This window comes from Cellulomonas sp. Leaf395, from assembly GCF_001424125.1.
Classification (GTDB): domain Bacteria; phylum Actinomycetota; class Actinomycetes; order Actinomycetales; family Cellulomonadaceae; genus Cellulomonas.
Genome location: NZ_LMQI01000005.1, coordinates 631,031 through 642,918 on the forward strand (window position 1 = coordinate 631,031; position 11,888 = coordinate 642,918).

The following is an 11,888-nucleotide window of genomic DNA, read 5'->3' on the forward strand; positions in this document are numbered from 1 at the left end:
TGCCTACCGCTTCACGCCGGCGGGCGGCGAAAGTCGTTCGCCTCCCGTAAGAGGGCGTAGGCGTCGGCAACCGGGCCGACGTGCCCGAGCTTGTCAGGGTTGATCACCGAGCGGACTGCCTGGACGCGACCGTCGAGCACGTCGAGCGACACGATGTTGAACACGCGGCCGTCGCGGTCGCGCAGGATCGCGCCGGGCTGACCGTTCACGTCGTGGCGCTCGAGCGTGACGCCGATGCTGCTCACCAGCGTGACGGTCGCGACCAGCAGGCGGGCCACGTTCTCGGGGCCGTAGATGCGGTTGGGCCACGCCGGGGCCTTGCCGCCCGCGTCGCCGATCATCTGCACGTCGGCGGCGAGCAGCTCACGCAGACCGTCCATGTCGCCCGCCATGACGGCGTCGAAGAACCGCGCTGCGAGCTCGTCACGCGCACGCCGATCCGCCTGGAACCGGGTACGCCCGGCGTCCATGTGCCTTCGCGCCCGCCCCGCGAGCTGGCGGCAGGCCGGCGCGGAGCGCCCCACGATCGAGGCGATCGACGGGTAGTCGAACTCGAAGACCTCCCGCAGGACGAACACCGCGCGCTCCAGCGGGGTCAGGCGCTCGAGCAGCAGGAGTGCCGCCGTCGAGACCGAGTCTGACAGCTCCGCCGCTCGTGTCGGATCGTCGTAGGGGTCGTCGATCAACGGCTCGGGCAGCCACTCGCCGACGTACTGCTCGCGGCGGACGCGCGCCGAGCGCAGCTCGTCGATCGCGATCCGGGTGACGACGGCAGACAGGAACGCCTTGGTCGACGACGGTTCGTCCTCGTAGCCGGAGAACCGCAGCCACGTGTCCTGGACCGCGTCCTCTGCCTCGCTGACGCTGCCGAGGACGCGGTACGCGATCGCGAACAGCAGCGGGCGCAGCTCCTCGAAGTCGTCGGCTCGGCTCATCAGATGCCTTCCTTGAACCCCTGACGCCACGATGGGTACCGCAGCTCCCAGCCCAGCTCACGCTTGGCCTTGGCGTTCGAGAACCCGCGACCCTCCGTCATCATCACCACCGCTGCCTCACCAGCCAGCATCCGGGCCAGCCACACGGGCACGCGCATCGGCCGCTTGGCGCCGGCACTCTCGGCCAGGTAGGGCAGCCACTCGTTGGCGGGCGCGGGCTCGTCGTCGACGATGTTGAAGACGCCGGTCGCCTTCTGCTCGATCACCAGGACCGTCGCGCTCGCGGCGTCGTCGACATGGATCCACGAGGTGTACCCCGTGGCCTTCCCGACGAGCGGGAACTGGCGCTTCTTGATGAGCTCGACCTGGTCGTCGGTGGCGCCCGGTCCGTAGAGCGCGCCGTAGCGCAGAACCGCGCCCCCGAAGGATCCGACGGCCGCCTCGAGATGCTTGATGGCGTTGGTCACCGGCTCCGCGCCGACCACCCCCGGATCCATCGGGTCCTCTTCTGTCTTGACCCAGCCGCCCTCACGAAGACCGTTCCACGCCCCGTAGCTCTGTGCGACGAACTGCGTGACGCCCGTGGCCGACGCGGCCGCGAGCAGGTTGTCGGTGCCCTCGGTGCGCAGCCGGTTGGTCGCGGCGAACCACTGGGCGATGTGCTTCAGATCGGGTGTGCCGGAGATCGCCGTCATCTCGTGCACGATCACGTCCGGTCCTGCCGACGCCACCGCCTCGCCCACCGACGCCGCATCAAGCCCGTCCATCACGACGGCCTGGGCACCCAGGCGTTCCAGCTCGCCGAGCCGACCCGAGTGGCTCGTCGTCGCCACGACGTCGTGCCCCCTCGCCACCAGCTGTGGCACCAGCCGCCGACCGATGACCCCACTACCGCCTGCCACGAACACGCGCATGATCGTTCCTCCAGTGTTGTCGGATCCCGTTAACCGAGACGAGACAGGAGCGCACTCTGTGACACGACCGCGGTCACTGGGTTCTCGCCTGCCGCCTCTTGCTCAGCCTGCGTAGTCGCCACCGGCCAGCCCTCGTCGTCCCAGGCGAGCTCGCGGATGTCGAGGCGGAAGTCGCCACCGGCGGTGGCGGGTCTGGGCGGCGAGGCGCTCCCCGCGGAACGCGGACCGCGGCGGTTGTGGCGTGCGCGGCCCGCAGGGAGTACGCGGCGAGCGACGTGGCACAGCTCCGCCGACGCACCTGGCAGCGCCCGCCCTCGGCACCCACCAGCGCGCCTTGCTCGACCGGCCTGTCGATTCCGGCGAGGCTCGTCCGTCACAGTGGTGACAGGCCACACCGGGCGGCCGCACAGGAGGAGCGACATGACGCAGTACGCCATCTACTTCCACCAGCAGTGGGTCGGAGACCACCCGGCCGAGTGGTTCCAGACCCGCGTGGAGCCCAGCACGGCGGTCGTCCGTGACATGGAGGCAGCCGGGGTCCTGGTCTTCGCCGGCGGGCTCGAGGAGGACCTGGCCGACGCGTTCAGCGCCGACGCAACGAGCGGGACCGTGTCGATCTCCGACGGTCCCTACACCGAGACCACCGAGTACCTGGGCGGGATCACCATCATCGACGTGCCCGACCTAGAGACGGCCAAGATGTGGGCGGGCAGGATCGCCGAGGGTTGCGGCTGGCCCCAGGAGGTCCGGGTCATCAAGTAGATCCCCGACCTCTGCACCGTCGGCCCGCACGGGTCAGCCGACGGCGACGGGCTCGGCACGGGTGCGCCCGTGCAGTTTCCGGGACAGCCGGTAGCCGTACACCACCTGCGTACGCGAACGTGCTCGATCGGTGCCGTGGCAACACCTAAGGTTGCGCTCCCCGCCGTCCGGTACCGAGGCGCGTGCAACTCCCTGGTTTTTGGTGCGTCGCTCAACGCGCATCTCCCCGCCGACGATGCCGCGGTCGCGGCAGCATCCCAGTCCGCCAACTCCGAGCATCAGGTCCGGCGTCACCTCCCGTGCAGCGGACCCGACTCGAACCGAGCCAGTTCACCCTCGATCGGGTTCCCTCGGTCCCTAGCATCGTTCCCGTGCACGCAATCGGCAGCACGGGGCCAGGGAGAATCCGGATGCGGCTGAGGATGATCAGGTTGTGGGTCGCCGTCGTCCTGGCTGCGTCAGGTGCGCTGATGGTCGCCGCGTCGTGGCAGCGATGGGCGGGATCGTGCTCCGGGGCGGAGGCGTGCGCGTCGCGTCAGGACCACCTCTTCGATTTCCTGCCACCGGCGGAGCCCTGGGAGCAGGCCGGCAGCGCCGCGCAGCTGGGCGGCATGTCGTTGCTCGTCTTCGCGCTCGCACTTCCGCTGCTGCCGTGGGCACTGACCGGTCGCCGCCCCGGGCCCTTCTCCGCGATCGCCCTGCTCGCCTCCGAGCTCGCGCTCGTGGCGGTCGCCGTGGCGACGCTCCGGTCCGGACTCTCCGGGGTGGTTGTCGCACCCACGCTCGGCGGATCGTCGGTGGCGGTCTGGCTGATCGGGCCGCCGGTCCTGCTCGGACGGTTCGCCGTGAGCGCGCGCGGATGGGCGCGCGCGTCGTCCGTCCTCCTGATCATGGCCACACCCCTGGTCGCATCGGTCACCTACGCCATCGGCGAGTACGACACCCGGCCATGGTGGGAGGCGGTCTCCGGATCGATCACCGTTACCGCCGCCCTGTGCCTGCTCGTCGCAGCAGTCCGGCGAGCCGGCCGTTCCCACGGACCGGATGCGTCCATCAACGCAGAGGTCGGGTCCGCGACTCAGCCCCGGTAAGCCACCGGCGGGTCCCACAGCGGTCCAGCCACTGAGTTCTGCCTTTTTAGGCCGCGGTCCCGTCTGCCGAGAGCAGACCGCGTGGCGCTTCCGCCACGACGGCTGCCACGCTCGATCCCATGACTGCGGGCGTGGGCTTCACTGGCGAAGTCGTCGAGTACTACGCGAAGTACCGGCGCGGCTACCCGCCCGAGGTCGCGGACCGGATCGCGGCGGCCTTCTCGCTCACACCTGACGACATCGCCGTCGACCTCGGCTGCGGCACTGGCCAGCTCACGACTGTCTTGGCCGAGCGGGTCGGAACGATGATCGGCATGGACCCGGAGCCCGACATGCTTAGCGCCGCAGCGCGTGCCGCGACGGGCATCACGTGGGTGCTCGGCTCCGACCGTGATCTGCCCACACTTGGCCGGGCGCTGCGGCCCCTGGGCGTGCTCACGGTCGCGACGGCTATCCATTGGATGGACCGAGACACGCTGTTCCGGGCAGCACGTCCACTGCTTCGTCCGGGCGGCGGTATCGCGGTGGTCACCAACGGGTTGCCTCTGTGGCTGCAAGCAGCGGAGTGGTCGCGTGAGCTCGGGTCGTTCCTCGGGGAGTGGACGGGCCGGCCAGCCGCGACCTGCCAGACCGACGACGCTGGACGCCGAGTCACCAGAGACGCACTGGAAGGTGCTGGCTACGAAGTGATCGAGAGGACCGTGGACTACACCGCGCCGCTCAGCGTTGACGCCGTCATCGGTGGCGTTCTCTCCGCCATGCACCCGCTCCCCGAACCCGAGCGTCGGCGCCTCACCAGTGAGCTCGAGCGTCGACTTCGCCCGTACGGACCCATGACCGAGGAGGTCAGCGTGAAGCTCCAGCTGGCCACGAGAAGCCCCGAATGACGACGTGCGCGCGATGTTCTGTGCGCGGCCCGCTGGGTCGGAGCTGACCCGGTTGCCCGCGAGCCTGACGACGATCGACGGGCCACCGTCGAGCCACGGACGGGTCCGCGACAACGGTCCCGGCCCAGCGACCGACGGCGTCGTCGGCCACGGCCTCGCCGGGATGCGGGAACGGGTCGCGATGGCAGGCGGAACGTTGTGGACGGGCCCGGGATCGCTGGGCGGCTTCGTCGTGCACGAAGAGCTCCCGGTCGCGGACGCGTGGTGACGACGACCCGTGTCGTCGTGGTCGACGTACGTGAGCTACGCCGACGCACCCGCAGCGAGACCCCGGGCCTGCACGGCACGCCCGCGTGCGAAGTCGGCGTGGTGCGTGAGCGTCCACAACGAGGATCCGTCACCGTGCACGACGATCTCTTTGCCCTTCGGTGTTCGCACCCGAGACGACCGAGTGGGGCTCCCGGAGGGCGCGCGTGCTCGATCCGGGTGGCAACGAGTGGCCGCTCGGCACGTACGCGCCGGGCGATCGCTGGTGAATCTTGTCCGCGACGCCCGAGCCAGCGGCCGGGAGCCGGACCGATTACGTTGATCGCGTGAGTTCCGTGACGGTCGTCATCCCGTGGCGCCCGCAACCCTCGCGTCTCGACGCGTTCGACCGCGTCCTGGCCTGGTACGAAGGCCACCTGCCCGATGTGTCGGTGCGGACCGTTGACTCTGGTGACGAGGCATTCAACGCGGCGAAGTGCCGCAACCTCGCCGTGGCGGCCGTCGATTCGGACGACGTGGTCGTCCTGAATGACGCGGACACGCTTCCGGAGCGTGAGCCGCTCTTGCGCGCGATCGACGGTGCATCCTCGACGCTGGCGGTGCACCTGCCGTACACCGAGTACCGCTGGTTCGGCGCCGATGGCAGCCGCCAGTTCTCCAGGGGGGTGCGGGCGGAAGACTGCGACTTCGACCTGGTCGACGGAGCGTGCTCGGGCGTGAATGTCACGACCCCGCGCGCCTGGTTCGCCCACGGCGGCCAGGACGAGCGCTTCCGAGGCTGGGGCTTCGAGGACGCCGCCTGGTTCCTGGCCCACACGACCATGCTCGGCCGCCCACCCGTGCGCACCGCCGGCCGCGTGTATGCGCTGCACCACGTCCCCGCCGAGCGCAGTGGCACCCAGTACGAGGCCAACGCCCGACTCATGGCGCGGTACCGCGCAGCCTCCGGCGACCGCGTGGCGATGGGTCAGCTGATCGCCGAGGCACCGGATGCGCGCCACGCCCTCGCCGGTCCCGGGTCCTGATCGAGCGCGAGAGCCGCGGACCGCAGAGTCTGCCTACCCGGACCAGAGAGGTCCAGGATCCGCACGAGCGCCGCACGGATCTCGTCGACAGAGGCCACGTTCGGGTCCAGGGCTTCGCCCATACCGGCGCGCTCGACTGCCGTGGCGCCGGCGAACTGGTCGGTGGAGAACGGCAGGACGAGCATCGGCGTGGCAGTGGCGACCGACTCGGTGACCGAGTTGTTGCCGCCGTGCGTGACCGCCGCGGACGCCTCCCGGAGCAGGCGCACCTGCGGCAGGTACTCCCGGACCAGCCAGCCGGACGGCACCTCCCCCAGCTCCGCCACCGGGGTGGCCCCGCTCGCGACCGCGGCCCGCACCCCGGCCGCCCGCAGGGCCGTCACGACGCGGGCCAGCACGTCCCCGCGCACAGACAAGAAGCTGCCGAAGCTGACGTACACGAACGGATCCCCGGTGCTCAGCCAGGTGTCTACCTCGCGATCGACGGGCTCCGCGCGTAGTGAGGCGCCAAGGTATCGGTGCGGCGGTAGCGCGGGTTCACGCTCCGGCAGTGCAAGTTCGCCTGGGTAGTTGTAGAGGACCAGGGGCCCGTGCAGGGCGAAGGCGTCGTCCACCGCCGGCAGGCCGGGGGCGAGCTGCGCGGCGGCCCTGTTCCACTCGGCCGTGAAGCCCGCTGCGACCCGACGACACAGCACCTCGAGCCCAGCCATCTCGACGGGGTCAGGGCGGAAGGCGCGCGGCCACACCGGTGGACAGCCGTAGACCTCGTCGCCGACGGGCAGGGCCGTCGGGTGACCGAGCACGACGTCGGCGTGCGGGACGTCCGTGGCCCACAAGGCCAGGCGAGCGCTGTAGGCGAGGTGGTCGACCAGGATGACGTCGGGGCGCACGGCCTCGATCAGCTGGAGGGTGGCGCGGGCCTTCTCGACCGGCTGCCACATGAGGTCGACCAGCCGCGCGGTCGCCTGATAAGTGAGCGTCGGCACCATCCCGCGACGGGTGGCGTCGAAGAAGCCACGGAGCGAGTCGGCCTCCGCGTCGGGCTGCTTGTCGGCCCTGATCACCCCGGGGTTGGATCCGCGCCCGAGCTGCAGAAGAGAGCGCTCGTAGCCGAACGACTCGACGATCTGTGCGGTGGCCGGGCCGGACGCCACGACGACCCGCTCCCCCGCGTCCTGCCAGGCAACGCCGAGGGCGGCCAGAGGCAGGAGGTGGGAGGCGTAGTCGGGGCTGATGACGAGCAGGGTCATCCCGGGACGACCAGCGAGGACCGGGCGGCCCGCTCGTCGGAGGCAACACCGGCGTAGACGTCCCCGAGCATCTGGGCCATGCGCTGGATGGTGAAGCTCTTCTCGACGATCCCGTGCGACCGGTCGGCCCGTCGGGCGTCTGTCTCCGCGACAGACGCCGCGAGCGCGGCGCCGATCGCCGTGGCCAGGCGTTCGGGATGCCAGGTGGCGGTCAGGACGCCGGTGTCGCCGTCGTCGACGTAGGTGGCCGGGCCGCCGCCGTCGGGAGCCACCACGAGCAGGCCTGACGCCATGGCCTCGAGCAGCGCAATCCCGAACTCCTCCTTCAGGCTCGCGCACACGTAGATGCCCCGCGGTGCGCTCAGACCCGGTAGCCCGGCGCGCGCGGCCGCGACCCAGCGGGCCACCACGTCGTTCGGTCGGTGCCCGGGGAGCAGCAGCCCGGTCGTGGTTCGCGCAGCGGCCGGCACGATGGCGTCGATCAGCTCCAGCTGCTCACGCTCGTCGGCAGACGGGTCGTCGAGGTCACCACCGATGACGAGCAAGTTCGCCCTGTGGCGCAGGTCACCGGCGGCCCAGGCCTGCACGAGTGTGGCCATGCCCTTGACGCGGTGCAGTCGCCCGACGCTCACGATCAGCGGCAGCGTCCGGCGCTCGATCGGCAAGGCCTCGACCAGGGCGCGCAGCTCGGCCACCGCTTCGGACGGTGCCGCACCGGCTGCGTGAGCCTGCGCCTCGGCCACGGCACGGTCGACGACCACGAGGTCGACTCCCTCGGGCACGATGGTGTGCCGCTCGGGGTGCGCAGTGATGTCGATACCGACGAGCTCGCGCATGTCGCGCTCCAGTGCCGGCCGCGGGAACAGCACCGTGTGCGACGCGTTGGCCGCGAGCCGCTGCACGAGGCGGGCTCGGAACCAGAAGTGCTCCACCTCGTCGACCGCCCCGAAGTTCTGCCTGGTCAGCCGGCCCGCGAGGTCGAGCGACTGGATGACGCCGTGCGGGTCCGGCGCGACGGTGAACACCACGGGTACGTCGAGCTCACGCGCGACGTCGGCCGCCGCCAGGCTGCCGACGTCGGCCATGCGCAGGTGGACCAGGTCGACACCGCCCGCGGCGCGCAGGATGCGGCGGATACCTCGACGGGCCGGCACGCGCAGGGACCAGGCCGTCGCGGTGGCCGACGGGTCCCGCGGCAGCGGTACTCGTCCATAGAGGTGCCCGACCTCTGCGAAGGTGCCCAGGTCGGCCGTAGCCTGCGCCGCCGTCCCGCGGGACATGGTGAGCACGCGCGTCGCGGCCGGCCCGGCGGGGCCCGGCGCCACGAGCGCGTCGCCGAGCCGTACCAGCAGGGTGGCGATCCCACCGTTGTCGCCGGCGCCGGCGGCGCTGAGCCGCGCATCAATGTCGGCGTGCAGGAACAGCTGAGCGACGGTGAGTCCGTCGCGCCCGAGCTCCTGTCGCCGCGGCGCCCCGGCGTCGATGTCGACGAGCGACAGCCGGGCGACCTCCGCGAGGTGGTCGTCTCCCGACGCCAGGTCATCGAGCAGGCCCATGACGGCGTGATCGCCGGGGCGCTGCCCGAGCGCGGCAACGGCGGCCGACCGCACTCCCTGCTCCTCGCTCGAGCTGGCCGCGATGGCGAGCAGGGGCCGCACCGCGATGGCGTGCCGGACCAGCCCGAGCGTCTCGACGACTCTGGCCCGGGAGGCGGGCTCGGCCGCGCCGAGCAGAGCGGTCTCGAGACCGACCGCGACGTGCTCGGCCGCGCCCGCAGACCACTGCTCGAGGGTCCGCTGCGCGAGCATGCCTCCGAACCCCCCGGCTGCCGTCATGCCGATCAGCCGCGCGATCGCATCGGGGCGCGGCAGCACCGAGCCGAGGACCCACGCGGCGTGCTCCCGGACGAAAAGCCGTTCGCTCGAAAGCAGCCGAACCAGTACCCGGGACGCTTCGTCGTCGGCAATCGTGCCGAGCGCGTGCACCGCCGCGATCGCGCACAGCTGATCCGTGTCCTCCAGGGCCGCGGTCAGCACGCGGATCGTGCGGACTCCGGGGTCCCTGCTGCTCTCGAACGCGAGCTCGTCGGCGAGCCGCATGGCGTCGACGATTCGGCCGGCCGCTCGCAGCGCGTCGAGAGAGGTCTGGATGCCCACAGTGGTCCTCCCCTCCTCGTGACGAGAGCGACACATTGGTCGCGGTGCTGCCGATGCTAAGTCGGCGGGCGGCGACCGGCCCGTCGAGATCAGGAAGCGGCGCTCCACCCGGGTGAGCGGCCCGGGACTCGAGTGTGGGCTGGCACCCGGAGCCTGCGGCGTGGAGCGCATCGCTCACCTTCCGGCAGCCGACGACGAGGCTTCGCACCTGTCCCAACACCTGGCGGTGCTGCGCCGTCACTGCCTCGCCGAGTCCGACCGGCGCGAGACCACGTTTACTCCGGGCCGGATAGAGCGGCCCCACCGCACTTGAGCCTGCGACCTGTCGTCGCACCGTGCGGCGCGCCGCCCTCAGCTCCTGCGCTCCCACCTGGCACGACGTGCATCCACGCCCTCGACCGACGCCGCGCGGACCGCTCGAAAGCGTGGGAATTGTGTGGGGTTCTCCGATTGCACCTGTGAGATCAGGGCACGTGGCGGCCATGACACGGCTCATCGAACCGCGATCCAGGCGAGCCCAATGAGCACGAGTCGGATCATCCCTCGCTAGCTCGGGTCGGCGTTGGCGGTCGTAGTGGCCGACGACCGCTCGACGTAATCCGTGAGCGCGGACACCGGTCCCTTGTGGAGGCGGCCGACGTGGACCGATGCCACCTCACCCGCGGCCAGCAGCTGATACATGAAGGTGCGGCCGATGCCGAGCCTGGCGGCAGCTTCGGCCACCGTCAGAAGCAGGCGCTCATCGGACTGCACCGTGACGTTGATGACCCGCCTCTCCCCCGCTGGCCGGTTCACGCAACCCCGGGCAGCTGCGTCCAGCCAGGCCACCCGCGTTCCTCGAGGATCGCCAACAGTCTTAAGGCCCTCGACCGCCGAGAGCACGGAGATGGCCGGAGTGATCATGCTGTCGCCGAAGAACAGAGACGCCCCGAACAGGCCTAGCCCCGCCAGCACCGCCGTCGTTTCGGACCGTGCTCGCCGTCGCGCGACGTCGAGTGAGGGTGATCAGCGACAGGATCCCGCCCTCGCCGTCGTTGTCCGCCCGGAGGACGAGCAGCACGTACTTCAGCGTGACGACGATCGTGACCGACCAGATGATCAGTGAAATCAGACCGTAAACGTTCTGCGTCGTCGCTGTCACCGGATGCGGGTCGCCGGGTTGAACAGGGTCTGGATCGTGTAGATCGGACTGGTTCCGATGTCGCCGAACACGACGCCCAGCGCCCCGATGGTGAGCGCGAGCCGGGCCGGAGAGCGCACGGAGGTGGGGTGGGACGTCACGGGGGGCGCCTGCTCGCCGGGAGTGGTGGTGGTCATCAGAGCCAGTGCCGATGCTTGAAGATCCGGTAGAGGATGAATCCCATGACGAACATGGCAGCGATCGACAGGGGGTACCCGAGGCGCCAGTCGAGCTCCGGCATATACGTGAAGTTCATTCCGTAGATCGTGCCGACCAGGGTCGGCGCGAACAGGATCGCAGCCCACGAGGAGATCTTCTTGATCTCCTCGTTCTGCGCGAGCCCAGTCTCGGACATCCGGCGCATCTCGTCGTTCTGCCCCTGAGTCACCAAGGTCGAGTGGACGGTCAGCGCGTTCTCCAGCAGCAGCTGGAAGGAGCCCGCACGCTCACAGGTGCGCAGCACGTGGTCGAGGACGTCGCGCAGCGACCGCTGCAGCTCCACGTCCACGTGGTACTTGTCGGCGCCGCGCTGCAGGGCGTCGAGCATCTCGCGGAGCGGACCGGTCGCCCGCTGGAAAGCGATCACCTCCCGCAGCAGCTCGTAGATCCGCCGTGAGACGGCAGGGTCCCCGCCGAAGAGCTGATCCTGGATCTCGTCGATGTCGTTCTCGAGACCCGCGATGACCGGCGCGTACCCGTCGACCACCTGGTCGAACACCGCATACAGCACCGCCTCGGGGCCCATGGCAAGCAGAGCGGGGTCGCCTTCGAGCCGCTGTCGGACGGCCGAGAGGTCGGGCTTCTCCGCATGCCGGACGGTGACGACGAAGTCCGGCCCGATGAAGAGGTGCACCTCGCCGAACTCGACCTGTTCCTCGGCGTCCAGGTACCACGCGGGGCGCAGCACGACGAACAGCGTGTCGCCGAAACGCTCCAGCTTGGCTCGCTGGTGCCCCTTCAGCGCGTCCTCGACCGCGAGCGGATGCAGGCTGAACTCCTGTGCGACGGACTGGAGCTCGGCCTCATCGGGTCGGTACAGACCGATCCATGCCATCCCGTCACGCTCACGCAGCAGCTCGTAGGTCTCCTCGAGTGTGTGCGGATTGCCGGTGCGGTGGCCGCGGACGTAGATGCCGTTGTCAACGAGCGCCACGGCGCCCCGCCCCGACGCGACGCGTTCCATGGGTCATCACGGTGCCTCCTCCTGCGATCGACGTTCCTCAGCCCGCTCGGGCCGGACGCAACCTACCCGGTTCCCCTGCGCGATCTGCCATCCAGGGTGCGCCGGCTCAGCATCCCTCGAGCGTGGCTGCTGCTCCCGTCCAGCGCCGAAAACGTTGCGCTAAGACCTGCCCATGCACCGTCAAGAAGCCGTCAAGACTTCCGCAGGTCCTCCGACGGAGTGCCTCGTACGCGACAGC

At 70.4% G+C, this 11,888-nt stretch carries 12 protein-coding genes and 2 pseudogenes; 5 read left to right on the plus strand and 9 right to left on the minus strand.

The window, feature by feature from the left end; genetic code table 11:
- Positions 1-11: 11 nt before the first annotated feature.
- Together ASG23_RS17495 and ASG23_RS17500 are read right to left on the minus strand one after the other, a co-directional pair.
- Positions 12-935 (minus strand): RNA polymerase sigma-70 factor, encoded by a 924-nt coding sequence (locus ASG23_RS17495; RefSeq protein WP_056027671.1) that lies wholly within the window; start codon positions 933-935, stop codon positions 12-14.
- Positions 935-1,849 carry an NAD-dependent epimerase/dehydratase family protein gene (locus tag ASG23_RS17500; RefSeq protein WP_056027673.1) on the minus strand — a complete coding sequence of 305 codons (915 nt, stop codon included), beginning with the start codon at positions 1,847-1,849 and terminating at the stop codon, positions 935-937. The genes ASG23_RS17495 and ASG23_RS17500 overlap by 1 nt, the downstream gene beginning before the upstream one ends.
- 420 nt (positions 1,850-2,269) lie before the next feature.
- Here ASG23_RS17500 and ASG23_RS17505 point away from each other — a divergent pair, with 420 nt between their 5' ends.
- The 5 genes from ASG23_RS17505 (at position 2,270) to ASG23_RS17525 (ending at position 5,881) form a co-directional block, all read left to right on the plus strand.
- Complete coding sequence (locus tag ASG23_RS17505) at positions 2,270-2,611, plus strand: YciI family protein (RefSeq protein ID WP_056027675.1); 342 nt, start codon at positions 2,270-2,272, stop codon at positions 2,609-2,611.
- A gap of 422 nt (positions 2,612-3,033) precedes the next feature.
- Positions 3,034-3,702: a hypothetical protein gene (locus tag ASG23_RS17510; RefSeq protein ID WP_162242704.1), complete on the plus strand. Its 669-nt coding sequence runs from the start codon at positions 3,034-3,036 to the stop codon at positions 3,700-3,702.
- Positions 3,703-3,821: 119 nt separating this feature from the next.
- The gene (locus tag ASG23_RS17515; protein ID WP_056027678.1) at positions 3,822-4,589 is read left to right on the plus strand and encodes a methyltransferase domain-containing protein; all 768 of its coding nucleotides are present in this window, start codon (positions 3,822-3,824) and stop codon (positions 4,587-4,589) included.
- A 4-nt stretch (positions 4,590-4,593) separates the two neighbouring features.
- On the plus strand, positions 4,594-4,857 hold the full coding sequence (locus ASG23_RS20345; protein ID WP_200941637.1) for a hypothetical protein: 264 nt from the start codon (positions 4,594-4,596) through the stop codon (positions 4,855-4,857).
- Between the two features lie 271 nt (positions 4,858-5,128).
- On the plus strand, positions 5,129-5,881 hold the full coding sequence (locus ASG23_RS17525; RefSeq protein WP_157465731.1) for a hypothetical protein: 753 nt from the start codon (positions 5,129-5,131) through the stop codon (positions 5,879-5,881).
- Here the strand turns inward: ASG23_RS17525 and ASG23_RS17530 are convergent.
- From ASG23_RS17530 to ASG23_RS17550, 7 genes and pseudogenes are all read right to left on the minus strand, one after another.
- Positions 5,824-7,131, minus strand: a complete 1,308-nt coding sequence (locus tag ASG23_RS17530; protein ID WP_056027684.1) for a glycosyltransferase — start codon at positions 7,129-7,131, stop codon at positions 5,824-5,826. The genes ASG23_RS17525 and ASG23_RS17530 overlap by 58 nt on opposite strands.
- Positions 7,128-9,287, minus strand: coding sequence for a glycosyltransferase (locus tag ASG23_RS17535; RefSeq protein WP_056027685.1), 2,160 nt, complete (start codon positions 9,285-9,287; stop codon positions 7,128-7,130). The genes ASG23_RS17530 and ASG23_RS17535 overlap by 4 nt, the downstream gene beginning before the upstream one ends.
- Positions 9,288-9,833: 546 nt before the next feature.
- Positions 9,834-10,115 carry an excisionase family DNA-binding protein gene (locus ASG23_RS20165; protein WP_162242698.1) on the minus strand — a complete coding sequence of 94 codons (282 nt, stop codon included), beginning with the start codon at positions 10,113-10,115 and terminating at the stop codon, positions 9,834-9,836.
- Between the two features lie 33 nt (positions 10,116-10,148).
- Positions 10,149-10,241 (minus strand): annotated as a pseudogene (locus ASG23_RS20730) (KUP/HAK/KT family potassium transporter); the annotation flags it as partial.
- Between the two features lie 79 nt (positions 10,242-10,320).
- A pseudogene (locus ASG23_RS20735) lies at positions 10,321-10,428 on the minus strand (KUP/HAK/KT family potassium transporter); the annotation flags it as partial.
- The gene (locus ASG23_RS20740) at positions 10,425-10,604 is read right to left on the minus strand and encodes a KUP/HAK/KT family potassium transporter (RefSeq protein ID WP_056027687.1); all 180 of its coding nucleotides are present in this window, start codon (positions 10,602-10,604) and stop codon (positions 10,425-10,427) included. The pseudogene ASG23_RS20735 and the gene ASG23_RS20740, both read right to left, overlap by 4 nt.
- Complete coding sequence (locus tag ASG23_RS17550; protein ID WP_056028569.1) at positions 10,604-11,620, minus strand: magnesium and cobalt transport protein CorA; 1,017 nt, start codon at positions 11,618-11,620, stop codon at positions 10,604-10,606. Before ASG23_RS17550 ends, ASG23_RS20740 begins: the two co-directional genes overlap by 1 nt.
- Between the last annotated feature and the right edge of the window lie 268 nt (positions 11,621-11,888).